This is a genomic window from Acidithiobacillus sp. TH-A67 (assembly GCF_057473545.1).
In genome coordinates this window covers 1-22,836 of sequence record NZ_JBYCKU010000039.1, presented here as the reverse complement: position 1 = coordinate 22,836, position 22,836 = coordinate 1, and the positions used below count along the sequence as shown (strand labels likewise).

Sequence of the window (22,836 nt, the reverse complement as noted above, 5' to 3'; positions counted from 1 at the left end):
GGATGACGCACGCGTTTACCCGAGCCGACCTGCGCATCCAAGTCCTTTCCGCCATCGCCGCCTCCGCTGACGTGACGGCATTCCTGCGCTTTCACGACGTCTTTACCTCGGCCATGACCGGCAATCTCGCCCTCCTCGGTCTGGCCCTGGGGCAAGGACAACTCGCCCTGGCCACCCACTCCCTCCTGGCCCTCATCGGTTTCATCATTGGCGCCGTAGCCGCCAGCGCTTTGGGAGCAACGGCTCTCGGTCGCGGTGAACGCATCCTCTTTCTGGAGCTGCTGGGCCTGGGGATCTTTGCCGCGGGCTGGTGGCTCTGGGGCTTTCCCGCTGGCGGCGGGCCGCTGGCAATGATGATTCTTGGTTCCGCGGTGGCCATGGGTACGCAAAGCGTTCTCGCACGCCGAGTCAACGTGGCCGGCGTTCCCTCGGTAGTGTTCACAAACACCCTGACCAGCATCCTGATCAGCCTTACCGAGGCCCTGCAAAAGCGGGAAAAACCCGGCTGGGTGACGATGCAGCAGCTCGCCGCCCTGCTCGCCTACGCAGGCGGCGCGGTTTTCATCGCGGCGCTGCTCTGGCTGAGCCCAGTGCTGGCGGTCAATCTGCCCTGGGTGGCTTTGCTCGGGGTGTGGTTTTTGGGACGGCATGAAGCAGCCGCATGAAGACCGTGCCGTGCCGATCCCTCTCGACGGCATACTCGACCTGCACCAGTTTCGCCCAGCAGAAGTCAACGATCTGGTCCGCGAGTATCTGCGCGCCTGTCGCGCCGCCGGGATCCTGCGAGTCCGCATCATCCATGGCAAAGGCAAGGGCGTTCTGCGCCGGCGGGTGCATGCCATCCTGAGCCGCGAAACAGCGGTACGGGCCTTCGGCCTTGCCCAGGACCGCAGTAGCTGGGGGGCCACCTGGGTCGATCTCTACCCCGCCGACGCCATTCCGCCCGCCAAGGCCGCCCCGAATGTCGAGGATGCAGTCAGCAAGCCGCCATTCTGGTATCGTATGCTGCAGTCGATTTTTCTCAAAAAGTAATCTATGGAAGAAGAAGGTGTCACCAAGTTTCAACTCCATTGGCAGGCGGGCAACGGTCCCGCCCCGGAGTTTATCCACGAACTGGAGCGCTGGCGCACCCGTCTGCGCGCCATCGGCGGCATTGGCGCAGACCCCAGGCGCTATGGGGGCATTGGTTTTGGCAACTTGAGCCGGCGCTGCACTGAAGGCTTCTGGATTACCGGCACACAAACCGGGGAGCTCGCCAGCCTCAGTCCACAGCACTACAGTCTCGTCGAACGCTGGGATATTGATGCCAATACCGTCTGGGCACGCGGACCAGTGGCGCCCTCCTCCGAGTCCATGAGCCACGCGGCACTCTATGATCTGCGGCCAGACATCCACTGGGCATTTCACGCGCACCTGCCCGAACTGTGGAGGCGTGCGGCAGAACTGGACCTGCCGCGCACCCCAGCCGATGTAGAGTACGGTACGCCCGCTATGGCCGCAGCAGTTCGAGAGATCGCCAGCCAAGCCAGATTGCCGGTGCTGCTCAGCATGACCGGCCATGAAGATGGCATTCTGGTGGCGGGCCAGCGGGCCGACGATTGCGGCGAGGCTTTGCTGCGCGCCATCGCCCGCGCCAGCTGAAGGGCGTTATTCCTGAATCACTTCCAGCGCTCCGGCCTCGAGCAGCGCTGCCTCGGCAATGGCCGCCGCCCGGGGATCAAAACCGCCATAGATGGCCGCGATGGCCGGCTTCTCTGCAAACTCCGCCGCTTCCATGTGCGGACTTTCACTCAGCAGCAGTTGCAACGCCGACTGCAGTTCCATCGGCGCATCCTGCAATTCGGCAAGCTGCTCGCGAACTTTGCTCAGGGTCAGCTGCATCGCATTGGCACTGGGAAACAACACTTTAAGAAGAAACACGGATCCTCCAGGAGCGGGAAATGTTCTTGCCCATGATACGCGCGATGCTTGCGCTCAATCCAGAATTACGGGGCAATCCGTTTCAGGGTTTCATTCTGCATTCCCCGGCGGCGCCATTTTGCGTACACTGGACACTTCGGAGGTGTGGCAGAGCGGTTGATTGCACCGGTCTTGAAAACCGGCAGGGGTTCACGCCCCTCGTGAGTTCGAATCTCACCGCCTCCGCCACTACTCAACATCTCAGTTTTCGGCCGAGGATCAGCAGATCTCTTGTCTCGCCGTCGAGCCGAGCGACTTCCGGCAGGCTCCCCCATTCGGTAAACGCAAACTTCTTGAATAGCCGCACACTCGCCTGATTTTCAGCGAAGATGAATCCAAGCAATGTGGAAATGCCCAGTGCCGGGGCAGCATGGATCGCGTGTTCCATCAGGATGCTGGCCTGCCCTTTTCCTCGCTCCTCCTCCCGAACATAGATGGCAACCTCCACAGTAGCAGCATAGGCCGGGCGTCCGTAAAAATCGGATAGGCTTAGCCAGGCAGCGATTCCGGTATCACTCTGCAGTACCCAAATCGGACGTCGATTGGGGTCATGGGCCTGAAACCAGGGGATTCGACTCGCAACCGTTACCGGGTCGGTGTCGGCCGTAACAATGCGAGATGCAATAGTGGAGTTATAGATGGCAACGATCTCCGGCAAGTCCTCCAGAGTCGCCAAGCGCAGCCAACTTTCCATCACTTCCTAGCGCTTCCCGGCCGGCACACGCGCAGGGTCTGAAATTGCCGATGTTGTAGTCGTCTGTTTTCCATTCTGCTCTTCTTCCGTAATCGGTTGGCGAAAATCCATGCAGTCGCCGTTTCAGTCTTACGCCCAGCTTATTGCAGGCAGCTTCGCTATCCAAGCAGATCATTCAGCTTATAGCTGGTGCTACGTCCACCCGCGTCCGATTTACATAGAGACCACGCGTCAGCAAGTCGTTGGTATCGCGCAGCGCCGTATCTGGTGAACACTTGGCGGTAGCCGCCCATTTGCTGCTGGTGAGCTTGCCCTCGAAACCGTCAAGCAATTGGTTCAGCAACTTCGCCTGTCGCTCGTTCAAGGGCGTGGCTGCCCAACGCTGCCAGAACCGTGCCTTGGTCAGCACGGCGTTCAGCGTGTGCTGGGCCTGATCGACAGCAGCAAAGGTTAGAGGCGTCATCGCCGATATCTGTGTTTCAATATCTCACTGGTTGGAACGAGGCGCGGATGGCATCTGGCTGGGAAGGTCAGGGAAAGACTGAAAGCGGTCATTTGCTATCTTCGTGGAAGTCACAGACGCTGCGCAGCTTTATCGCGCAGCATCCCGATGGACCAAAGGCTTGGGCATCGCCTGCTTTTCACACCAAGTCGTGCCTCCCTCTATACGGCATCAATCAGCCAGTGGCTCAATCTAGGGGAAACGCATAGGTCAGCAGGACTTCGTTCTCTTGGATTCCGGTCGTAGAAATCGCCATTAGATAGATGGGCTATTTTCAGCCCTACCCGGGCGCCATTATCTAGTTGGTAGGCAAGGCCCAGTTCTATATTCTTGCTCTTACCCTGGCGATAGCCGCTGAGTGCCGCCAGGGGGATTAGTATCCAGCGGGGGGTCAATGCGATGTCGGAATAAAGACCGCCGTAGCCATCGATGCCGCCATCGCTATTGGCCAGAAGACCCCAAGCGAAGCCGATACCATAAAGCTTGTCGCTCGTCTGATATTCTACATTAATAGCCGCCGGGGGTGGTTGTGTCCAAATGAATCTACGGCCCCCACCATATTGAATACACCAGTTCCGACACTCAAATACGGAGCGCTATTACCCATGATCTGTATGGCCGGAGCTGCCGGAGCCAATGCTAGCAAAAAGATGAACGATCCCCATCGTGCCATCGTCCGGCGCAGGGAATGAAGTGCGTGTCGCATGGGATCCTCCTTTTCCGGAAAACGGTGACGACCCATTCACTGATTATCCGCAGGAGGAGGGCTGCGGGACTGCGGGCGCCGTTTCTATCCTTTGCCCGTTTCTATCCTTTGCGTGGCTGCTATCAACTATGTCATGGCGGTTTCAAGTTTGAAGCGCAACATGTCGTCCCGTACTTCACTGGGTGTGGCGGATCCCACTGTCAAGACTTGACCTTCGCCCGCCGCAAGATCGCGATCACATCCTCGTCGGTAACCTCATCGAAGTCAGTGTAAAAGGATCCAACTGTGTAAAAAGGATCGGGCGTTTCCAGTACAATTACTTCATCAGACAGGGTCGCCAATTGCGCGGCGACCTCTGCCGGTGCCACGCCTATGGCGGCTACGAGGCTAAGGGGCCGCCGTTCGCGGAGAAAACGCAAGGCCGCACTGAGAGTGGCGCCAGTGGCCACGTCGTCATCCACGACGATCACCAGCCGATCCGCCGGATCAAACCAGGATTACATCGAGATCCCCTTCCACGGCATCGGCAATGATCCGCCCCATAGGCACCGCTCCTCTGGGAATGGCGAGCACGAGTGGCTTTCCCCCTCGATAAGGGGCTAGGCGCAAAGCCAACTGCAGCGCTGCTTCTTCACGGTTTGCGAAGGGCATTATTCCTCCTCGTCAGCGCTGCAAAGTGAGCCAGATGCACCCCCGCCCGGCGGTTGCCCCAGTTGCCCGGCTCGGCCTCGAACACGCCGGCGCATGGCGTGCCGCACTGGCGGCAGTGGCCGCTCGCATCCAGGTTCCATGCGGTGATCGCATAACCGTCACGCCCGATCAGTAGCTGCCCGCAATGGTGGCAGTAGGTGGCCTGCCCCTCGGGATCGCGGATATTGCCGGTAAAGACATACTGCATCCCCGCCTTCATGGCGATTTGGCGAGCCCGTCTGAGGGTTGTGGGCGGCGTCGGCGGGCGGTCGAGCATGCGGTAGTCGGGATGGAAGGCGGAAAAGTGCCAGGGCACGTCCGGCCCAAGCTCCTGCACCATCCACTCCGCCATCGCGGTCAGCTCCTCGTCCGAATCGTTCAGGCCGGGGATGAGCAGGGTGGTGACCTCCAGCCACACATCGGTTTCATGCCTGATGTACTTGAGGGTGTCGAGTACGGGTTCGAGGTGCGCGCCGGTATGTCGCTTGTAGGTCTCCTCACTGAACGACTTGAGGTCCACGTTGGCAGCATCCATCCAGGCGTAGAACTCGGCGCGCGGTTCGGGGCAGACGTAGCCTGCGGTCACCGCCACGTTCTTCAGCCCGCGCCCGCGGCAGGCGCGGGCCACGTCGATGGCGTACTCATGGAAGATCACCGGGTCGTTGTAAGTATAGGCCACACTACGGCAGCCGCTGCGCAACGCCGCCTCGGCGATGGTCTCGGGGCTAGCCTGGTCGAGCAGGCGGTCGGTCTCGCGGGACTTGCTGATGTCCCAATTCTGACAGTAGCCGCAGGCCAGGTTGCAGCCCGCCGTGCCGAACGACAGCACTGACGTGCCGGGCAGGAAATGGGCCAGCGGCTTCTTCTCGATCGGGTCGATGACGAAGCCGCTGGAGCGCCCATAGGTGGTGAGGACGATCTGGTCCTCGACCCGCGCGCGTACGAAACACAGCCCGCGTTGGCCCACGTGGAGCTTGCAGTAGCGCGGACAAAGGTCGCACTGGATACGACCGTCGTCGAGCGCATGCCAGTACTTGGTTGATACCACGTCGGGATCGGCAAGGGAAATGTTTTCGGCTTCTCGGCTCATGGCGACCCCTAAAAATGATCAAAATATGGCTACTATATGATCTCAAGGTCCCATCATTTCAATGGCTTTAAAAGCGGCTATACTGGCCCGATATTGGTAAGAGTGCCCTTCGAAGAGGTATCGACCATGTCTCATATTCGACCACCTGCCGTGGCCGGACGTTTCTACCCGGCCCGTATCACCGAGCTGCGGCATCAACTCGATGCCTTTATTCCATCCATTGATGTTTCCAAACAACCTCATCCCAAGGTCCTGATCGCCCCGCATGCCGGATATATCTATTCCGGAGCGGTGGCCGGCAAGGCCTATGCGCACTTGAGCGGCTTGCGCGGCCAAATCTCCCGTGTGGTGCTGCTCGGTCCAGCCCATTACGTCCGCCTGCGCGGTTTGGCCGTACCGGAGGCCGATACCTTTGCCACGCCGCTCGGCACAGTGCCGGTGAACCAGGATGCGCTGCAGGCCATTGCCAATCTGCCGCAGGTGATCCAGTCGGACATTCCGCACGAACCGGAACATTCTCTCGAGGTACATCTGCCCTTTCTGCAGCGTATGCTGGGTGATTTCAGCGTAGTGCCGCTGCTGGTTGGGGACGCCACCTATGCAGAGGTAGCCGAGGTACTCGAGCGCCTCTGGGGCGGGCCGGAGACCTTGATCGTCATCAGCACTGACCTCAGCCACTATCTCGATTATGCCACGGCGCGCCGTCTGGATAAGCGGACCGCCGAGGTCATCGAGGCGCTGCAACCCGAGGCCATCCACTACGAGCAGGCCTGCGGGCGTATACCCTTGGGAGGACTGCTGGAACTCGCCCGCAAGCGGCACATGCGCATCGAGCGCCTGGACCTGCGCAACTCGGGTGACACCGCCGGACCGCGGGATCAGGTGGTAGGCTATGGCGCCTGGGCGCTGTACGAGGATACGGCATGAGTACACATCCTCTGATTGAACTGGCCCGCCGCTCCATCGCCTATGGGCTCGAACATGGTCGCCCGCTGCCGGTGCGGGTGGAGGATTATCCAAAGGAATGGCAAGTCGATCGTGCGAGCTTCGTGACTCTCAACAAGCAGGGTGGATTGCGTGGCTGCATCGGCCATCTACAGGCGGTCCAGCCACTGGTGGTGGATGTGGCCGAAAACGCCTTCAACGCAGCCTTCCGCGACCTGCGTTTTCCACCGGTAGAGCGTTTTGAGCTGGACCAGCTCGACATCCACATTTCCCTTCTCAGCATGCCCGAGCCCCTGGCCGTGCAATCCGAAGCCGAACTACTGCAAAGCCTCGAGCCCAGCAAAGACGGCCTGATCATCGAGGCGCAGGGCCACCGGGCCACGTTTTTACCCTCAGTTTGGAAACAACTGCCCAAGCCGGAAGATTTTCTCCTGCACCTCAAACGCAAGGCGGGCCTCCCGGAGCATGGATGGCAGGAGGGGATGCGCGCCTGGCGGTATCGTGTAGAGGAAATTGATTCAGAATCTCTTCAATATGGCAACCATATTGGGTCGATGAATTTTTCCACTTCACGCTAGGCTAGGCCGTTCATATTTCCTGAATCCGTGAGTGTGCTGCTCGAAATCTATGCCAACACTTTTTTTATTGAAATAATGCGCTCTGGCTCAGCTCATCCAATGGGTGTGCATGGAACCGATGAAATCCATCCTCGAAAAAAGTGGTAGTCCGCTGATACAAAATTGAAACCGTCTGTAACGCTACCTTCATTGGATTTATCGTAAAACATAATATAATAATTTTCTTACATTACATTGGAAATGTGCGCCCTGATTTCGGCTTGCACAAGTCGAATTCTACGCTATACTGAAAACCGCGAGTAAGTAAATGTAGAGCTGGCCGTTTCGCTCCGGACGACTAGTCAGACCTGTATAAGTATCAATAAGGAGGCATAATGGGCACTGTAGAAAAATCGCAACAGGTTGCAAATAAGCAATTCCGGTCCGCTCCTTATCATCTTTCTGCAAGTGTTGCTCTTGATTTCCTGACATCATCTGGTCGTTACCAAAAGATCATAATTCCCGCTTCTATTTTTGATCAACTATGCGTACACCTCGGAAATGCACACAAGGTTAAACAATGGATTGGTGCCCGATGTGCGGAGGTGGAGACCCTTTCTTTGCTATGTGTCGAGCAATATTTGAATATCATGCTCAGGGATAAACTCGGTGTGGTCCGGCATAGTGAACAAACTCCAAGAATCACCGTATCCACTTGGCAACCTGTTCATTATTGTTCTACAGATCAACACCAGGAAATGGACTAGGTTGTTTAGCCGGGGATGGCAACAGATAGCGCGATGGCTATAGCTTGATAAAGAAATGGCCTATTTGTGGCCTTTGCCACCTATGGAGCCAACAATTCCCAGAGGGCATGTGGAGGAAGGATTCAGCTACGAATGGCGACGCCACGGCTGGTAGTGGGGGTATCCATAGATGGTGTGGCTGGCCTATGGGGGCAAAGAGAGGGAAATAACTATGAAATCTCATATCGAAGTCTATCCAGTAGTACAAGGACAGGGTCAAGCATGGCGTTTTCGTATCTGCCGAACCTCTGCAGTGAACTATAGTCCGTTTCATTACAATAGTAAGGATGAGGCGATCAATGCAGCTCGAGCGCAGCCGGCAAACGCTCAACTGCCGGTTATAGAAATTACCACGCCGCCTTTGCCATAACCTGGCAGAGCGTCGGACTTGACTTGGAGCTACGGAAAAGCTGGCCAGAGGACTTTCACTGGTAGAAGCGCTACGTCATCTGGTTACTGTACGCGAAGGGCGTATTCACCGCCATCAAGCTTTACCAACATTACAATCACGTTTTGCAAATGGCCAGAAATGGCATTGCTAGGAGGTGCACATGGGAACGATACTGGCTCTTATTTTTCTCGCTGCGGTGATATTCGTCGGCTATAGGGCTTCCAAAAAGCCAAAAAAACGGGATGAGGACTGGGAATAGTAAAGTTTTGTGCGGTGGATGCCCGAGCGAGCCGGATGCGCGTTCGGGATTAGCCCCGTCAGTGCCTTGCGCTCCCGGGCCGGCGCACGCGCAGGGTCTGAAATTGCCGGTACAGGACGCGCCCCTGCCCACCCTGCGGGTGGCGGCTTACGTGGCGCAGTTCGGTCCAGTCCACTTCCGCGCTCAAGGCCTGCGAATCGCTATGCTGCAACGCGATTTCGGCGGCGGCGCGCAATATCTCGGGAGGAACGACCTGCTGGGGATGAGAGCGGCGGATCAGCACATGACTGCCCTGCAGATCCTGCACGTGCAGCCACAGATCCTGCGGTCGTCCCAATCGAAATGTCAGGTATTCGTTAGCGCGCGCGTTTTTCCCCCAGAGGATGGTAAAGCCCTCCACCAGCCGCTCTTCGATGCCTTGCAAACGCGTTTGCGGGCGCTGCTTTTTGCCGGGAGTGGATACGCTGGGCGGGGCAGAGAGCCGACTGGGCAAGGCGGCCAGTGCCTGTTCCACCGCGGCAATCTCTGCGCGGATGCGCTGCTCTGCGCGCTGCGCCCGCTGTGCACGCCGGAGGAGGTCCCGCGCGTGGTCGTGGAGGGATTTTCCCGCAGGGATATCCAGCCCTATCTGGCCGACGCCATCGGGACGGTACTCGGGCACCTGCAACACGCCGCCCGGGTGTACGCGATCGGGCAAGGTGAAGAGCGCCGTCGCCTGGCGACGATCCTCCGTCGGCGTGCTCTGCCAGCGCAGCAGATCGGCCTGCAGCCGCTGCAGACGACGCTGTAAGCGCCGCTCCTCCCGCTGCCGCGCCTGTTCTACGGTCGCGGCTTCCGGTGCGCGACTGGCAGCCTGTGGCTCCTGCCAATGCGTGGCCGCACGGACCGGCAGGGCGACTGCCAAGGGCTCAACAGCAAGGGGATAGGATTCCTGCCCGCGCGACTGCCACCAGTCGGCACAAACTGGACCGTGCAGGACGCAATCGATCCGCGCCGGGGTATCGCCACCGCTCAGAGCCTCGCGGCGGGCCGGATGCAGCAAAAAAACGGGATTTTCAATCGCGTCCCAGCGCGACGTTGCGGCAGGCGGCTGGTACCTGGCTTGCGGCAGAATCCGACCTGCCCCCTGATCGAGAGAATCCCAGCGCGAAGACCAGTGGATCTGATCCTTTTCGTCCAGCAAGAGCAACGCACCCTTGCCACCAAAACACTCGGCCAGCAGCTGCCAATGGCGTTCTTGCCGATCGAGACCGGTATGACGGAACTGCAGTCTCAATATACGGTCGGCCCAGGGGACTTCGATGGCAAGCAGACGGAAACCGGCAAGCTTTTGTCCCAACAGGGCCGCCGAACCCGCGGGCTTGGGGACCGCGGACGCCGCCTCGCTCCAGTACAGCCCCAGGGGAGACGCTTGGTAGGCCAGATGCAGGCGCTTGCGGGCAAAATGCAGTACCGCCGTGCCACGCTCTACGGCGATACCCCGCAAACTCTGCTGCGCGAAATCCTCCTGCAGACAGCGCGCCGCGGCAAAGAGCTGCAGCGTGTCCACGAGCTAGGGCTGTAACCGCAACACGCCCGCCGCCTGTAGGTAGTGCCAGAGAGCATCGAGGGCATCGGCATCCTTCGACTGACTGGTATCCAGACGCAGCTCCGGTGCCTCCGGTTCTTCGTAGGGATCGCTTACCCCGGTAAATGCGGTAATTTCGCCGCGTTGGGCACGGGCATAGAGTCCTTTGGGATCGCGTTGCGCGCAAACGGCGAGCGGCGTCGCCACATGCACCTCGACAAAGAGCCCGCCGGCCTCTTCCACCAGTCTGCGTGCCTCAGCACGAGCATGCCGATACGGCGAGATGGCGGCAACCAGGGCGATGCCACCATGACGGGCGATGAGGCTCGCCACAAAGCCGATACGGCGGATGTTTTCATCGCGGTCTTCGCGGCTGAACCCCAGCCCCTTGGAGAGAAAACGACGTACGACATCACCATCGAGCAGGGTCACCGCGCGCGAATCGTGGCTTTCCAGGCGGCGCGCCAGCATTCCCGCCAGGGTGCTTTTGCCGCTGGCGGAGAGCCCGGTAAACCAGACCACCAGCCCACGCCGGTCGGCACCGCGATAGGCCTGACGCAGGATGCGGATGACCTCGGGGGGGGAAAACCATTCCGGGATTTCTTCATTGGCCGCCAGACGCCGCCGCAACTCCGTGCCCGACAACTCGGCCAGGCGCTCGCCATTGGCCTCGGCCCGTGGCACATAGGCGCGTCGTTTGGCGGAGTAGGCATACTCCGGCAGGAGGACGGGCACTATGCCCAGTTCGCTCCGATGCTCTTCCAGCAACTCCTGCGCGGCAAAGGGCGGATACCAGCTCCCCTGCTCGGGGTGCCCCGGGTCGGCATGGGCGCGCCCGACGACGAAGTGGGTGGCGCCATGATTGCGACGGATCAGCGCATGCCAAAGCGCCTCGCGGGGGCCGGCCATGCGCATCGCCAGGGGTAGCGGGGAGAGCAACACCCGCTGCGCCGGATAATGGGGCAGCACGGCACGATAAGCGCGCATGCGCGCCGCCGCGTCCACATCGCCGGGCTTAGTCGGGCCGATAGCCGGGTGCAGCAGCAGACGGGCCGCCTCCCCCAACTCCGCCAGTGCCGCCTGGGTGATGGCGATATGCGCATGATGCAAGGGGTTTCTGGTCTGAAAGGCAAGCAGGGGGCGCCCAGTCGCCAGCTCGCGGATTTCTTCGGGATAGCGGTATTCCGGGGGGAATTCCACCGCTGCAGCGCGCCGCAGAGCATCATCTTCCCAGGGCTCCACAGTGCCGGCAACATTCCACGGAGGCAAATCGAGAATCTGCGCCACCCCGGGATGCCTGCGGTCGTCGCTGCCATAGACCAGCAACGCCTCCCGCCGGCGGTCGGGACGATAGCATTCGCTCACTCGCAATCGCGCCAGAGGCGTACCGTCTTCCCGGTCGAGGCGCAGTGTTGCTCCCGCTTCCAGACTCTGCGCCAGGTGATCGCTTAGTTCGAGGGTGATGGGGATGGGCCAGAGGCTGCCGTCGGGCAGGCGCATCTGCGTCAGCACCGACTCCCAGCTTGCCTGATCCATAAAGCCCCGCAAAGGTGCAAAGGCGCCATTGAGCAGCAGCTCCAGATCGCAGCGCTGGCGCGCGCTCAACACTTGAACGGCTACGTCGCTACTCATGATGCGGTCTGCAAGGGAAAGAGAGGGAGATGCGCCAGCGACAGCAAGGGTTCCGCCAGTTGCGGCCGCTCCCCTTCGGTGCAGATCGTCGCCACGGCGGCGATCCGCGCCTGCGCCTCGACCATCAGAGCACGCATGGCCTCCAGCGTCGAACCGGTACTGATCACGTCATCCACCAGTACCACTGGCTGACCCGCAAGCAGCGTGCGGTCCTTGGCATCGAGATACAGGGTCTGCGGTTTGCCGGTGGTGATCGACAGGGTCGAAGCCTGCAACGCATCTCCCATGTAGGACTTGTACGTCTTGCGCAGCACCACGTAGGGTTTCTGCGTCCGTAAGGAAAGCGCGTAGGCCAACGGAATGCTCTTCGCCTCGGCAGTGACCAGGGCCACATATTCGTGGGCGCCCAACTCTTTGCTCAGGGCATCGGCAGCGGCTTCGCAGAGTTCTGTGTCACCTAGGATGTTGAGTACGGCAATCGCTAGTTCCGGGCTGACGGCAAAGAGCGGGAGGTCGCGCTGCACCGCGCCGATGCGCAAGCTGTGACTTTCCTGAGGGAGGGAATTCTGCATTGAGGGCCTATCCTGTTCGCTTTTGGAGAGCGCCAGTTTGCCACGACTGGCCACACTGCCCAAGCATTCGCTTGTTTCCATCCATTTCTCCTCATGGCTATTGCACAGCTCTCGTTCCAGGTATATCATTCACTCATTCCATCGCCCCTGGCGATGTGGACGTAACGCTCCCTCCATCAGGAGGTTTGGGTACGACAGGTTTCCTGATCGTACCTTTTTTATTTCATCGTCCCGCGGACGACAGGCAGACAAGAGGTCACATGGGCGGTATCACAAGGGCTCTCATCAGCGTTTCCGACAAAACCGGCGTGGTAGAATTTGCGCGCAATCTAGCCGCCCACGGGGTTGAACTCCTTTCTACCGGCGGCACTGCCCGCCTGCTGCGGGAGGCCGGCCTGACCGTCATCGAGGTTGCCGACTACACCGGTTTTCCGGAAATGCTCGAAGGCCGGCTGAAGACCTTGCACCCCAAAATTCATGGTGGCCTGCTCGCCCGCCGCGATGACCCGCAGCATCAGGAGGACATGCGCCGCGAGGGCATTCCGCCCATCGATCTGCTCTGCGTCAATCTCTATCCCTTCGAGGCGACCATCGCCCGGCCCGGTGTCACCCTGGAGGAAGCCATCGAACAGATCGATATCGGCGGACCCACCATGTTGCGTGCCGGTGCCAAGAATTGGGAAGGGGTGACCGTTGTGGTCGATCCCGCAGACTATGAGCTGGTGCTGCGGGAAATGGAACAGAGCCGCGGTGGCGTGGGGGCCAAGCTACGCTTTCGTCTGGCGGTCAAGGTCTTCGCCCATACCGCCCGCTATGATGGCCTGATCGCCAATCACCTCTCCCGGCATCTCGACGATCCCGGGGAAGCGGATGTGTTTCCGCGCATCCTGACCCTGCAGCTCGAACAGAAACAGGGACTGCGCTATGGCGAAAACCCCCACCAGCAGGCGGCTTTTTATGCCGATGCCAGCGGCTCTGGTCTGGCCCATGCCCAGCAGTTGCAGGGCAAGGAGCTCTCCTACAACAATCTGGGTGACAGCGACGCTGCAGTCAATCTGGTGCTCGAATTTGCCGAACCCGCCTGTGCCATCATCAAACATGGCAATCCTTGCGGTGCCGCCATCGGTCGAGATGCCGCCGACGCCTTCGCCCGCGCCTGGTCCGCCGACCCGGTATCCGCCTTTGGCAGCGTCATTGCCTGCAATTGCAGCATCGATGCAGTGCTTGCCCAGGCGATGACGGAGTCCTTTATTGAGGTCGTTCTCGCCCCGGAAGTCACGCGCGAGGCAGCAGACATCCTGGCGCGCAAGAAAAATCTCCGGGTGCTGGCCTTTGGCGATCCGCAGCAATGGCGCCAGGCCAATGCCTGGGACTTCAAACGGGTACGTGGCGGTTTATTGCTGCAGGACTTTGATGATCTCGTCGAGGACGAGGGTCAGTGGCGGATAGTGACGGCACGCGAACCCAGCACCGACGAATATCGCGATCTCCGCTTTGCCTGGAAAATTGCCAAACATGTGCGCTCCAATGCCATTGTCTACGCCAACGCTGGACGCACCCTAGGAGTGGGAGCCGGGCAGATGAGTCGTGTGGATGCCGCCCGCTGCGGTGCTGCCAAGGCGGAAGAACTGGGTTTTTCGCTGCAGGGCGCGGCTCTGGCCTCGGATGCCTTTTTCCCCTTCCGTGATGGAGTGGATGCCGCCGCTGCGGCGGGCGTCAAGGCGATCATCCAGCCCGGCGGCTCGATTCGCGATGAAGAGGTCATCGCCAGTGCCAACGAACATGGCATAGCGATGGTCTTCACCAGCGTGCGCCACTTCCGGCATGGCTGAGAAGGAGACGGCAATGCAGAAGGTCATGGTATTGGGGGGGGGTGGTCGTGAGCATGCCATCGCCTGGAAACTGGCACAGTCCGCCGAGATAGCGGAAGTCATTTGCGTTCCTGGCAACCCGGGTACCGCAGAGGAGCCCAAGTGCCGTAATCTGGATCTATCGCCGGTAGTCAGCGCCGATATCGTGGCCGCAGCGCATAAGGCCGGCGTGTCATTAGTGGTGATCGGGCCGGAAGCCCCTCTGGTGGCCGGCGTGGCCGATGCCCTGCGGCGCAGCGGCATCGCGGTCTTTGGCCCCAACGCTGCAGCGGCGCACCTGGAAGGGAGCAAGGCCTTCGCCAAAGAGTTCATGGAGCGCCACGGCATCCCCACCGCCGCCTATCGTCGCATTACCTCTCTCGCCACCGGACAGGAGTTTCTGCAGACCTGCGCCCTGCCCATGGTCGTCAAAGCTGACGGCCTGGCGAGCGGTAAGGGTGTGGTCATCGCTCAGACCCGCGCGGAGGCCAACGAAGCGCTGCAACGTTTCCTGGCCTGGGGTCCGGTCCTGCTGGAAGAATTTCTCGAAGGTGAGGAGGCCAGCTTCATCGCCATCCTCAGTGACGGGCAGGTATTGCCCCTGGCCGGCTCGCAGGACCACAAGCGTCTGCGCGATGGCGATCAGGGACCGAACACCGGCGGCATGGGGGCCTACTCCCCCACCCCGGTCCTGGACACGGCAATGAGCGAGCGGGTGCGCCGCGAGATCATGCAGCCCATGGCCCGCGCCCTGCAGCAAGAGGGTCTGAGTTACCGTGGCTTTCTCTATGCCGGCCTGATGATGACCGCAAGCGGCCCGAAGGTGCTGGAATTCAACTGCCGTCTCGGCGATCCGGAAACCCAGCCCCTGCTTTTTCGCCTGCGCTCGGATCTGTACCCGGTCTTGCAGGCTGCGGCCTCTGCCGATCCCCTCCCCGCCACTCTCGACTGGGACCCGCGTACCGCTCTCTGTGTGGTCCTTGCCGCGCCTGGCTATCCCGATGCGGTGCAAAGTGGTAGCGCCATCCTCGGGCTGCCGCAGGCCGAGGCCGAGGATGGCAAGGTCTTTCACGCCGGCACACGCACTCAGGATAGCGGCATCGTCACCGCTGGCGGACGAGTCTTGGGCGTTACGACCCTGGGCGACAGCGTTGCGCAGGCGCAGCAGCGCGCCTATGCCCTGGCGGCCAAGATTCGCTGGCCCGGCAAGCAGTTGCGCCAGGACATCGGCTGGCGCGCGCGCAATCGCGCCTGACGCAAGATATGCTACCGCGCAGCCCACGCCGCCAGGATCTGCGCCGGGCCGTGGCCTGTCTGCGTGGCGGTGGGATACTTGCCTACCCTACCGAAGGGGTCTGGGGCCTCGGTTGCGATCCCCGGCAGTTGCGCGCCTTCCGCAAGATTCTGCAAACCAAGCGACGACCTCAGAAAAAAGGGGTCCTGCTCATCACCGGGCAGGAGCGGCACGCCCGCAAGTATTACCAGGATGGACTACCTCTGGCCCTGGATCCGGTTACCTATTGGCCAGGCACTACCCTGGTCCTGCCCGCCCGCGCCTATTGCCCCCAGTGGATTCGTGGCCGGCACAGCGGCATCGCTTTGCGCGTCAGCGCCCATCCTGGGGTGCAACGTCTCAGTGCGGCATTTGGCGGCGCCATTGTTTCCACCAGCGCCAATCCCGCAGGCAAGAAACCCGCGCGCTCCTTGCGCGAGGTTCAACGGTACTTTGGGCGCCGGATAACGGTGCTCCCTGCACGGCTCGGGGGCGCCCGTCGCCCCAGCCGCATTCTCGATGCCCGGAGTGGCAAAGTGCTCAGGAGTGGCTGATGACAACCCCGCAACCCGATGACTTAGAAACATTTTTACTGAACCTGCAGGATGAGATCTGTACCCAGCTCGCGGCAGCGGATGGTGTCGCGCAGTTCCGCGAGGATCGTTGGGAGCGTGCCGAAGGAGGCGGTGGCCGTACCCGGGTGATTAGCGACGGCGATCTCTTCGAAAAAGGCGGAGTCAATTTTTCCCGTGTCTCTGGCGCACAGCTACCGCCATCGGCCACGGTCAATCGTCCCCAGATCGCCGGCAAGCCCTTCCATGCCCTGGGCGTATCCCTGGTGCTGCATCCACGCAATCCCTATGTACCCATCGTCCACATGAATTACCGCTTCTTTCAGGCAGGAGATGTCTGGTGGTTTGGCGGTGGTGCCGATCTCACGCCCATCTATGGCTTTGTGGAAGATGCCGAGCATTTTCATCGTACCCTCAAAAGCGCCTGCGACCGGCACGATTCCACCTTTTACCCACGCTTCAAGGCATGGTGTGATGAGTACTTTACCATTCGCCACCGCAACGAAATGCGCGGGGTGGGCGGTATCTTTTTCGACGACCTGCAGGGGGACGGCGCTGCCTTGCAGGCCTTCTGGGAAGATGTCGCGCGCAGCTTCCTGCCGAGTTACCTGCCGATTACCGCGCGCCGCCGGGACCTACCCTATGGCGGACGGGAGCGACAGTTTCAGTTGCTGCGTCGGGGGCGCTACGTGGAGTTCAATCTGGTCTACGATCGCGGCACCCTCTTCGGCCTACAGTCGGGGGGGCGCACAGAAAGCATCCTGATGTCCCTGCCACCGCTCGCCGCCTGGGAATATGACTGGCAGGGCGAGCCGGGCAGCCCGGAAGCACGCCTCAAGGAGGAGTTTCTCACCCCGCAGGCCTGGGCATGATCGAGGCCCTGCTACGCAGCATCCTCTTTCAGCAGGACCCCGAGCGGGCGCACGAGTGGACCTTGCGCGCTCTGGAAGCCCTAGGCCGCATGCCGCACACCCGCGCACACCTGTGGCCGGCATCCTCCCTCGATGAAAGGTTGCGACAGACGATCTGGGGGCTCGACTTTGCCCATCCACTTGGTCTCGCGGCGGGCTTCGACAAGGACGCCCGCGCCCTACCCGCCTTGGCCGCCATGGGTTTTGCCTTTCTCGAAATTGGTACGGTCACGCCGCTGCCGCAGGCAGGGAACCCCCGGCCCCGCCTCTTTCGCTACCCGCAGGAACAGGCAGTGATCAACCGCATGGGCTTTCCCAGCAGCGGCATGGAGGCGGTGGCAGAGAACATCCGTAGCGCCGGACCGCTGCCGGTACCCCTCGGGATCAATCTCGGTAAAAACAAAGACACGGAACTGGAGAACGCGGTCGCGGATTACGCAAAGGTCCTAGGCTACCTAGCACCCTACGCAGATTATCTGGTGGTCAATGTCAGCTCCCCCAACACTCCAGGTCTGCGTCAACTCCAACAACTGGAATATTTGCGTCCCCTACTCCAGCGCCTGCAGGAGCTTCGTCGAGAGGCGCTGGGCCAGCAGGCGCCAGCGCCGTTGCTGTTGAAGATTGCCCCGGATCTGGAGGACGAGGGTATCGCTGCTCTCGGCGCGCTGGCACTGGCAGACGAGCCGCTGCTGGATGGCTTCATCGTTGGCAATACCACCCTGTCGCGCCCGATCCATTGGCCCCATGACGAGCAGGCCGGGGGGCTGAGTGGCGCCCCTCTACGCGATCTGGCAACGCAAGTGGTGGCGAAGGTCTACCGGGCCAGTCAGGGCAGATTGCCGATCATTGGCGTGGGCGGGATCTTTTCGGCGGCGGACGCCTACGCCAAGATTCTTGCGGGGGCCAGTCTAGTACAGAGTTATAGCGGCTGGATCTGGGGCGGCAGCCAAATGCTGCGCGCCTTCCCCGAAGAACTCTCGACGCTGTTGCGTCGTGACGGCTTTGCCAACATTTCTGCAGCGGTGGGTCAGGATTCGCAATGAGCAGAAATTTACTGTAGTGGGATCGTCTGCTGTTCTTGGGGAGCGGGGGCTGCTGGGGCCGGTGCCGCAGGTGGCGTGACCGATGCCGGCGCCTGCGCCGTGGGTTGCATGCCGAGCTGGCTGGCTAACGCTCGCTGGAAGTCCAGGGAGACTTTCTTGTCGCCAAAGGTGCCAACGCGGATATTGACCTTGCTAACATCGGTGGCCATGGAGGTGATATTCACCTTCACCCGTTGCGCCTTGGCATCGCTGCCCTCGATCATGACTTCGGTAGGAGTTTTCTGGATCATACCCTGGTACTGGATACCGACCTGGGAAAAGGCGGCCTGCGTCGCTTGGGATGCCCGCGCCACAGACACCGGATAATAGGCGTAATAGTTCGCCACTCCGCCATTTTCAACGTAGGTAACCGCTCCCGCCCCGGCACCAGCGCCCAGCAGGGCAACGCAGCCACTCAGTGGCACCGCAGCAGCAAGGGTGGCCAGCGCTAGCCAACGATAAGGCATGAGTTTTTGCACGATTCGGTCTCCGCAGACAACGTTGCAGCCACAAAAAAGCCCGGATGATCCGGGCTTTTCCTCAACATGGTACCGAGAGTCGGAGTCGAACCGACACGGTGTCACCACCACCGGATTTTGAGTCCGGCGCGTCTACCAATTCCGCCATCCCGGCTTACATATCCGGTAAGTTTAGCAAGAGCGGGGCCTTTCGCACAAGCACAGACAGACGAGTGGTAAGTCAGGCATCATGATACAGAGATCGCAAAAGATGGGATAAGCGCCATGAAAGACGAAAGACTCTGCCTTGCGGACCTTGCGAATTTTCCCGACGAAGCCGCCAAGGTGCAGGACGCGCTCGCTGCACTGCGGCAAGCTTACTCTGGCGATCAGGAAACAGAGCTGCGCCTGCAGCGCCTGCTCGTCGCCAGCCCCTTCGCCCGCCGCCTACTCGAGCGCCGGCCGGCCCGGATGGCACAACTGGCCGCCCCACCCTCGTCCCTCGTCTGGTCGGCGGAGATGCCCGAAGAGGAGTTCCTGGCGCTTTTGCGCCGGCACCGACAGCTTCGCATGTTGCAGATCCTCTGGCGGGACCTGCGCGGCCCCGACGCCCTCGACGAAACCCTGCTCGCCTTGAGCAATCTCGCAGAGGAATCCCTGCAGGCTGCCCTTGCCTATGGCCAACAAGCCCTGCAAAAACGCCATGGGAGTCCCCGTGATGAAGCCGGCGCCAGCGTTCCTTTCGTGATTTTTGGCATGGGCAAACTGGGCGGCAGGGAACTCAATCTCTCTTCTGACATCGACCTGCTCTTTGTTTATGGCGCGTCCGGCGAAAGCGACGGCCCGCTGCCCCTGGACAATCCCAGCTATTTCCAGCGTCTGGGGCAATGGGTGATTCGCGCCTTGGCAGAACTGCGAGCCGAGGGCTTTGTCTTTCGCGTGGACATGCGCCTGCGCCCCTTCGGCGATGCCGGCCCCCTCTGCGTGACAGGAGACGCCCTGGAGCAGTATTACCATCACCATGGCCGCAGCTGGGAGCGCTATGCCTTGCTCAAGGCTCGCCCGGTCGCCGGGGATCTGGTCTTTGGCGAGGAAATCCTGGAACGTCTGCAACCCTTTCTCTACCGACGCTATCTGGACTTTACCGCCCTCGCTGGCCTGCGCCGTGTCAAGGCCTTGATGGATGCAGAGCAGGGACAGGCCAGCCAGGACATCAAGAAGGGGCTCGGCGGCATCCGCGAAATCGAGTTCATCGTGCAGTCATTGCAGCTGATTCACGGCGGACGCCTACTCACCCTACGCGAGCGCAATACCCTGCAAAGCCTCGAAAATCTTTCCGCTGCAGGTCTGCTAGCAAAGGATGCGGTGGCAATTCTACGCAAATATTACCGCCTTTGGCGCCGGGTAGAGCATGCTCTGCAAATGATCGAAGACCGCCAGACCCAACGGCTTCCGACAGAGGCCCTGGACTGGCAACGTCTCGCTTGTGCACTGGAATTTGCCCAACCCGAGAGCCTGCGAACAGAAATTACACACGGGCGCCAGCAGGTGCACGAAATATTCCTGCAGACGCTACCCGGAGCCGCGGCAAACGATGAGGAAGATCCCGCGCAGATCACCTGGCTCGCAGCCCGTAATGCCATTGACGAGACCATCCCGCTCGCTTGGAGTGTCCTTCTTCCAGCGGCAGAGGCCAAGGAGAGTTGGCTAGAGTTGCGCCGTTTCGCCCGCAGTCGGCGGGTTCTGCAGCTTTCCCAGCGCGGGCAGGCGCGGCTCGATACCCTGCTGCCAGCCATTCTGCGGCGTCTGGCCCGGGGAACGTCGGCCGGTGAACGGCTGCATCGCTATCTGCAGCTTCTCGATGCACTGCTGGGACAGGCGCAATACCTCGCGCTCCTGGCAGAAAATCCCCATTGGCTGGAACGCCTCGAGGAATTTCTGGAAAGCCCTTGGCTGGCCCAGGAACTGACCCGTTTCCCCTCTTTGCTAGAAGATGTACTGTGCGGGCGTTCCGCGGCGGCACGCGACTGGCCGAAGCTCTTCACGCAGGACCCTGATCGCGATCTGGAAGAGGCGATGGATCTGCTGCGACGTTTCAAGAATACCGAGATGTTGTTGATGGCGAGTGCGTTCTGGTCCGGCAAAAGGGATATCCTCTGGCTTTTGCCGGAGCTTAGCGAGCTGGCGGCATTCTGTTTGCAGACCGCGCTCCCCTGGGCAGTTGCGGCCATGCAGCAGCAACATGGGGGCCTTCCAGGCTACGCGGAGCCCCCTTTCGCCGTCATCGCCTACGGAAAGCTGGGTGGCAGAGAAATGGGTCTCGCCTCCGATCTCGATCTGGTGTTTCTCTACGACGCACCAGCAGAATCAGAGAGCGATGGACGGATTCCCCTCAACGCTGCAGCTTGGTTTGCCCGCCTCGGACAAAAGCTCATTCATATTCTCACGGTCCTGACTCGCGCCGGCACCCTCTATGAAATCGACATGCGTCTGCGCCCCAGCGGGCAATCCGGCCCCTTGGTGAGTTCCCTACCAGCTTTTCTCAAGTACCAGCGCGAGTCGGCCTGGACCTGGGAGCATCAGGCCCTCACCCGTGCCCGCTTCCTGGCCGGGGATGCACGACTGGGACAGAAATTTACCGCGTTGCGCGAGGAGATTCTGCTGCGTCACCGCGACCCGCAGGTGTTGGCCAGGGAGATTCGCGATATGCGCCAGCGCATTGCGCGGGAAAAGCCGATTGCCAAAGATCATTTTCACCTGAAGCTGAGCCCCGGTGCCTTGCTGGATATCGAATTTCTCGTACAGTTTGCTATTCTTGCCCATTCTGCGGACAATCCCGCTTTGCTGCCGCCAACCGGAACGCGCGAGGCCCTGCTGGTGCTGGGCAAGTCGGGACTTTGGGAAGCGAGAGCCGTGGAAGATTTACTGGATGCCTGGTGTGTCCTGCGCGATGCAGAAAACCGCCGCTGGCTGCGCCTGGAGGCGCCGGTACTGGAGCCTGGCGATCCGCAGCTGGTGATGTTGCGCAATGCCGCACGGCAGGTGCAAGAATGGACGATACGACTGGGCTTGGGGCCCCTTGAGGAGTAAACGATGTCAATGGCAGATCGCGATGGTTTCATTTGGTTTGATGGCAAGCTCGTTCCTTGGCGCGAAGCCACGGTGCACGGCTTGACCCATTCCCTGCATTACGGGCTGGGTTGCTTTGAAGGCGAGCGGGCCTATGCCACGGAGCGCGGGGCTGCAATCTTCCGTTTGCCAGAGCACACCAAACGTTTCTTCAACAGTGCCAAGATCCTGCAGATGGACGTGTCGTTTTCCCCGGAAGAGATCAACGAGGCAACCAAGGAAGTCATCCGCGCCAATGGCCTGGAATCGGCCTATATCCGCCCGCTCTTTTTTTACGGCTCGGAAGGCATGGGACTGGCCGCCAAGGGCCTCAAGGTGCATGGCCTGATCGCCGCCTGGCCCTGGGGCAGTTACCTAGGGCAGGAGGCGCTGGAGCGAGGTATTCGCGTCAAGGTCAGCTCCTTCAGTCGCCACCATGTCAATATTCATCTGTGCAAGGCCAAGGCCAGCGGCAACTACATGAACTCCATGCTGGCCCATCGCGAGGCGCACAATGGCGGCTACGACGAGGCATTGCTCCTCGACCGCGAGGGCTATGTGGCGGAAGGTTCCGGCGAGAACGTCTTCATGGTACGCGACGGGATCCTGTATACCCCTACTCTCACCAGCGCTCTGGAAGGCATCACCCGCGATACGATTCTCCGCTTTGCCCGCGATGCCGGCATTCCGATCGTCGAGAAACAGCTCACCCGTGATGAATTCTACATTGCCGACGAGGCCTTCTTCACCGGTACCGCTGCAGAGGTGACCCCCATCCGCGAAATCGATGACCGCAAGATCGGCAATGGACGGCGTGGCCCGATCACGGAAGCGCTGCAGAGCCGCTACTTCGACACCGTAGCGGGACGTCGCAACGATCATCCCGAGTGGCTGCACTATGTCGACTGAAACCGGCCAGCGCGACTCCCAGGGTATCCACTGCTGCGCGCAAAGTTTCGTCGAGATCGATCCCAGTGAGCTGCCGCTGGCCTGCCCACGTCCGCACGGCGGGGCGTGGAACGGCCACCCGCGGGTCTTTCTCAAAATCGAGGAGACCGGCGAGGCACGTTGTCCTTACTGCGGCACGCTGTATTTGCTGAAAGGTGGTCCGCTCGCCAAGAGCGGGCACTAGCAGGCGCGCATTACTGGCTGGAAGACCCATCCAGCCAGTGCAGAAAGGCATCTGGTCCCAGATATCCTTCCTGCACCGCG

At 60.8% G+C, this 22,836-nt stretch carries 25 protein-coding genes and 2 tRNA genes; 15 read left to right on the top strand and 12 right to left on the bottom strand.

Annotation, left to right across the window (positions count from 1 at the left end; genetic code table 11):
* The first annotated feature begins 2 nt into the window (after positions 1-2).
* From AC2VNM_RS05965 to AC2VNM_RS05955, 3 genes are read left to right on the top strand one after another with little or no spacing between them, the layout of a single operon-like run.
* Positions 3-665: a YoaK family protein gene (locus AC2VNM_RS05965; RefSeq protein WP_483166603.1), complete on the top strand. Its 663-nt coding sequence runs from the start codon at positions 3-5 to the stop codon at positions 663-665.
* On the top strand, positions 649-1,032 hold the full coding sequence (locus AC2VNM_RS05960) for a Smr/MutS family protein (RefSeq protein WP_483166602.1): 384 nt from the start codon (positions 649-651) through the stop codon (positions 1,030-1,032). Before AC2VNM_RS05965 ends, AC2VNM_RS05960 begins: the two co-directional genes overlap by 17 nt.
* A gap of 3 nt (positions 1,033-1,035) precedes the next feature.
* Entirely contained in the window at positions 1,036-1,641 is a 606-nt protein-coding gene (locus AC2VNM_RS05955; protein WP_483166601.1) for a class II aldolase/adducin family protein, read from the top strand.
* A 6-nt stretch (positions 1,642-1,647) separates the two neighbouring features.
* On the opposite strand, the gene AC2VNM_RS05950 is transcribed toward AC2VNM_RS05955, so the two are convergent.
* The gene (locus AC2VNM_RS05950) at positions 1,648-1,920 is read right to left on the bottom strand and encodes a hypothetical protein (protein ID WP_483166600.1); all 273 of its coding nucleotides are present in this window, start codon (positions 1,918-1,920) and stop codon (positions 1,648-1,650) included.
* A gap of 138 nt (positions 1,921-2,058) precedes the next feature.
* Between AC2VNM_RS05950 and AC2VNM_RS05945 the strand changes: the two genes are divergently transcribed.
* A tRNA-Ser gene (locus AC2VNM_RS05945) sits at positions 2,059-2,148 on the top strand.
* A 4-nt stretch (positions 2,149-2,152) separates the two neighbouring features.
* Here the strand turns inward: AC2VNM_RS05945 and AC2VNM_RS05940 are convergent.
* The 6 genes from AC2VNM_RS05940 to amrS form a co-directional block, all read right to left on the bottom strand.
* On the bottom strand, positions 2,153-2,653 hold the full coding sequence (locus AC2VNM_RS05940; protein ID WP_483166599.1) for a GNAT family N-acetyltransferase: 501 nt from the start codon (positions 2,651-2,653) through the stop codon (positions 2,153-2,155).
* Between the two features lie 175 nt (positions 2,654-2,828).
* Complete coding sequence (locus AC2VNM_RS05935; RefSeq protein ID WP_483166598.1) at positions 2,829-3,116, bottom strand: hypothetical protein; 288 nt, start codon at positions 3,114-3,116, stop codon at positions 2,829-2,831.
* A gap of 200 nt (positions 3,117-3,316) precedes the next feature.
* Positions 3,317-3,550 carry an acyloxyacyl hydrolase gene (locus tag AC2VNM_RS05930; RefSeq protein WP_483166597.1) on the bottom strand — a complete coding sequence of 78 codons (234 nt, stop codon included), beginning with the start codon at positions 3,548-3,550 and terminating at the stop codon, positions 3,317-3,319.
* Positions 3,551-4,061: 511 nt separating this feature from the next.
* The gene (locus AC2VNM_RS05925; RefSeq protein ID WP_483167275.1) at positions 4,062-4,331 is read right to left on the bottom strand and encodes a hypothetical protein; all 270 of its coding nucleotides are present in this window, start codon (positions 4,329-4,331) and stop codon (positions 4,062-4,064) included.
* A 16-nt stretch (positions 4,332-4,347) separates the two neighbouring features.
* Positions 4,348-4,512, bottom strand: a complete 165-nt coding sequence (locus AC2VNM_RS05920) for a hypothetical protein (protein ID WP_483166595.1) — start codon at positions 4,510-4,512, stop codon at positions 4,348-4,350.
* Positions 4,493-5,641 carry an AmmeMemoRadiSam system radical SAM enzyme gene (amrS, locus tag AC2VNM_RS05915; protein WP_483166594.1) on the bottom strand — a complete coding sequence of 383 codons (1,149 nt, stop codon included), beginning with the start codon at positions 5,639-5,641 and terminating at the stop codon, positions 4,493-4,495. Before amrS ends, AC2VNM_RS05920 begins: the two co-directional genes overlap by 20 nt.
* Before the next feature lie 126 nt (positions 5,642-5,767).
* Between amrS and amrB the strand changes: the two genes are divergently transcribed.
* The 3 genes from amrB (at position 5,768) to AC2VNM_RS05900 (ending at position 7,910) form a co-directional block, all read left to right on the top strand.
* Positions 5,768-6,568, top strand: a complete 801-nt coding sequence (amrB, locus tag AC2VNM_RS05910; RefSeq protein WP_483166593.1) for an AmmeMemoRadiSam system protein B — start codon at positions 5,768-5,770, stop codon at positions 6,566-6,568.
* A complete protein-coding gene (gene amrA / locus AC2VNM_RS05905) occupies positions 6,565-7,164 on the top strand; it encodes an AmmeMemoRadiSam system protein A (RefSeq protein ID WP_483166592.1) in 600 nt (199 codons plus the stop codon). The genes amrB and amrA overlap by 4 nt, the downstream gene beginning before the upstream one ends.
* Positions 7,165-7,538: 374 nt before the next feature.
* The gene (locus tag AC2VNM_RS05900) at positions 7,539-7,910 is read left to right on the top strand and encodes a hypothetical protein (protein WP_483166591.1); all 372 of its coding nucleotides are present in this window, start codon (positions 7,539-7,541) and stop codon (positions 7,908-7,910) included.
* 747 nt (positions 7,911-8,657) lie between these two features.
* On the opposite strand, the gene AC2VNM_RS05895 is transcribed toward AC2VNM_RS05900, so the two are convergent.
* From AC2VNM_RS05895 to AC2VNM_RS05885, 3 genes are read right to left on the bottom strand one after another with little or no spacing between them, the layout of a single operon-like run.
* Positions 8,658-10,148, bottom strand: a complete 1,491-nt coding sequence (locus tag AC2VNM_RS05895; protein ID WP_483166590.1) for an NFACT RNA binding domain-containing protein — start codon at positions 10,146-10,148, stop codon at positions 8,658-8,660.
* Positions 10,149-10,151: 3 nt separating this feature from the next.
* Positions 10,152-11,798 (bottom strand): sulfate adenylyltransferase, encoded by a 1,647-nt coding sequence (gene sat, locus AC2VNM_RS05890; RefSeq protein WP_483166589.1) that lies wholly within the window; start codon positions 11,796-11,798, stop codon positions 10,152-10,154.
* On the bottom strand, positions 11,795-12,370 hold the full coding sequence (locus AC2VNM_RS05885; protein ID WP_486913029.1) for a phosphoribosyltransferase family protein: 576 nt from the start codon (positions 12,368-12,370) through the stop codon (positions 11,795-11,797). Before AC2VNM_RS05885 ends, sat begins: the two co-directional genes overlap by 4 nt.
* Positions 12,371-12,630: 260 nt before the next feature.
* Between AC2VNM_RS05885 and purH the strand changes: the two genes are divergently transcribed.
* The 5 genes from purH to AC2VNM_RS05860 are packed head-to-tail and all read left to right on the top strand — an operon-like array spanning position 12,631 to position 18,019.
* A complete protein-coding gene (purH, locus tag AC2VNM_RS05880; protein WP_483166587.1) occupies positions 12,631-14,202 on the top strand; it encodes a bifunctional phosphoribosylaminoimidazolecarboxamide formyltransferase/IMP cyclohydrolase in 1,572 nt (523 codons plus the stop codon).
* A 13-nt stretch (positions 14,203-14,215) separates the two neighbouring features.
* A complete protein-coding gene (gene purD / locus AC2VNM_RS05875) occupies positions 14,216-15,475 on the top strand; it encodes a phosphoribosylamine--glycine ligase (protein ID WP_483166586.1) in 1,260 nt (419 codons plus the stop codon).
* 8 nt (positions 15,476-15,483) lie between these two features.
* Positions 15,484-16,047 (top strand): L-threonylcarbamoyladenylate synthase, encoded by a 564-nt coding sequence (locus AC2VNM_RS05870; RefSeq protein ID WP_483166585.1) that lies wholly within the window; start codon positions 15,484-15,486, stop codon positions 16,045-16,047.
* Complete coding sequence (gene hemF, locus AC2VNM_RS05865) at positions 16,047-16,937, top strand: oxygen-dependent coproporphyrinogen oxidase (RefSeq protein WP_483166584.1); 891 nt, start codon at positions 16,047-16,049, stop codon at positions 16,935-16,937. The genes AC2VNM_RS05870 and hemF overlap by 1 nt, the downstream gene beginning before the upstream one ends.
* Positions 16,934-18,019, top strand: a complete 1,086-nt coding sequence (locus AC2VNM_RS05860; RefSeq protein ID WP_483166583.1) for a quinone-dependent dihydroorotate dehydrogenase — start codon at positions 16,934-16,936, stop codon at positions 18,017-18,019. The genes hemF and AC2VNM_RS05860 overlap by 4 nt, the downstream gene beginning before the upstream one ends.
* An 8-nt stretch (positions 18,020-18,027) precedes the next feature.
* Here the strand turns inward: AC2VNM_RS05860 and AC2VNM_RS05855 are convergent, their stop codons facing one another.
* Positions 18,028-18,537 carry a DUF3568 family protein gene (locus AC2VNM_RS05855; RefSeq protein ID WP_483166582.1) on the bottom strand — a complete coding sequence of 170 codons (510 nt, stop codon included), beginning with the start codon at positions 18,535-18,537 and terminating at the stop codon, positions 18,028-18,030.
* A gap of 67 nt (positions 18,538-18,604) precedes the next feature.
* Positions 18,605-18,691, bottom strand: a tRNA-Leu gene (locus tag AC2VNM_RS05850).
* Between the two features lie 110 nt (positions 18,692-18,801).
* On the opposite strand from AC2VNM_RS05850, the gene glnE reads away from it, so the two are divergent.
* The 3 genes from glnE to AC2VNM_RS05835 are packed head-to-tail and all read left to right on the top strand — an operon-like array spanning position 18,802 to position 22,756.
* Positions 18,802-21,606 (top strand): bifunctional [glutamate--ammonia ligase]-adenylyl-L-tyrosine phosphorylase/[glutamate--ammonia-ligase] adenylyltransferase, encoded by a 2,805-nt coding sequence (gene glnE, locus AC2VNM_RS05845; protein WP_483166581.1) that lies wholly within the window; start codon positions 18,802-18,804, stop codon positions 21,604-21,606.
* Positions 21,607-21,609: 3 nt separating this feature from the next.
* A complete protein-coding gene (locus AC2VNM_RS05840) occupies positions 21,610-22,533 on the top strand; it encodes a branched-chain amino acid transaminase (protein ID WP_483166580.1) in 924 nt (307 codons plus the stop codon).
* Positions 22,523-22,756, top strand: coding sequence for a zinc-finger domain-containing protein (locus AC2VNM_RS05835; RefSeq protein WP_483166579.1), 234 nt, complete (start codon positions 22,523-22,525; stop codon positions 22,754-22,756). The genes AC2VNM_RS05840 and AC2VNM_RS05835 overlap by 11 nt, the downstream gene beginning before the upstream one ends.
* Positions 22,757-22,836: the final 80 nt, after the last annotated feature.

What these genes read in the sequence shown, in the direction of transcription:
- amrA (WP_483166592.1), top strand. Translation starts at nt 6,565, where the DNA reads ATGAGTACACATCCTCTGATTGAACTGGCCCGCCGCTCCATCGCCTAT.
- AC2VNM_RS05860 (WP_483166583.1), top strand. Translation starts at nt 16,934, where the DNA reads ATGATCGAGGCCCTGCTACGCAGCATCCTCTTTCAGCAGGACCCCGAG.
- AC2VNM_RS05955 (WP_483166601.1), top strand. Translation starts at nt 1,036, where the DNA reads ATGGAAGAAGAAGGTGTCACCAAGTTTCAACTCCATTGGCAGGCGGGC.
- AC2VNM_RS05965 (WP_483166603.1), top strand. Translation starts at nt 3, where the DNA reads ATGACGCACGCGTTTACCCGAGCCGACCTGCGCATCCAAGTCCTTTCC.
- AC2VNM_RS05920 (WP_483166595.1), bottom strand. Translation starts at nt 4,512, where the DNA reads ATGCCCTTCGCAAACCGTGAAGAAGCAGCGCTGCAGTTGGCTTTGCGC.
- AC2VNM_RS05960 (WP_483166602.1), top strand. Translation starts at nt 649, where the DNA reads ATGAAGCAGCCGCATGAAGACCGTGCCGTGCCGATCCCTCTCGACGGC.
- purD (WP_483166586.1), top strand. Translation starts at nt 14,216, where the DNA reads ATGCAGAAGGTCATGGTATTGGGGGGGGGTGGTCGTGAGCATGCCATC.
- AC2VNM_RS05840 (WP_483166580.1), top strand. Translation starts at nt 21,610, where the DNA reads ATGTCAATGGCAGATCGCGATGGTTTCATTTGGTTTGATGGCAAGCTC.
- glnE (WP_483166581.1), top strand. Translation starts at nt 18,802, where the DNA reads ATGAAAGACGAAAGACTCTGCCTTGCGGACCTTGCGAATTTTCCCGAC.
- AC2VNM_RS05835 (WP_483166579.1), top strand. Translation starts at nt 22,523, where the DNA reads ATGTCGACTGAAACCGGCCAGCGCGACTCCCAGGGTATCCACTGCTGC.
- AC2VNM_RS05935 (WP_483166598.1), bottom strand. Translation starts at nt 3,116, where the DNA reads ATGACGCCTCTAACCTTTGCTGCTGTCGATCAGGCCCAGCACACGCTG.
- amrS (WP_483166594.1), bottom strand. Translation starts at nt 5,641, where the DNA reads ATGAGCCGAGAAGCCGAAAACATTTCCCTTGCCGATCCCGACGTGGTA.
- AC2VNM_RS05900 (WP_483166591.1), top strand. Translation starts at nt 7,539, where the DNA reads ATGGGCACTGTAGAAAAATCGCAACAGGTTGCAAATAAGCAATTCCGG.
- AC2VNM_RS05940 (WP_483166599.1), bottom strand. Translation starts at nt 2,653, where the DNA reads ATGGAAAGTTGGCTGCGCTTGGCGACTCTGGAGGACTTGCCGGAGATC.
- hemF (WP_483166584.1), top strand. Translation starts at nt 16,047, where the DNA reads ATGACAACCCCGCAACCCGATGACTTAGAAACATTTTTACTGAACCTG.
- amrB (WP_483166593.1), top strand. Translation starts at nt 5,768, where the DNA reads ATGTCTCATATTCGACCACCTGCCGTGGCCGGACGTTTCTACCCGGCC.
- AC2VNM_RS05870 (WP_483166585.1), top strand. Translation starts at nt 15,484, where the DNA reads ATGCTACCGCGCAGCCCACGCCGCCAGGATCTGCGCCGGGCCGTGGCC.
- AC2VNM_RS05885 (WP_486913029.1), bottom strand. Translation starts at nt 12,370, where the DNA reads ATGCAGAATTCCCTCCCTCAGGAAAGTCACAGCTTGCGCATCGGCGCG.
- sat (WP_483166589.1), bottom strand. Translation starts at nt 11,798, where the DNA reads ATGAGTAGCGACGTAGCCGTTCAAGTGTTGAGCGCGCGCCAGCGCTGC.
- purH (WP_483166587.1), top strand. Translation starts at nt 12,631, where the DNA reads ATGGGCGGTATCACAAGGGCTCTCATCAGCGTTTCCGACAAAACCGGC.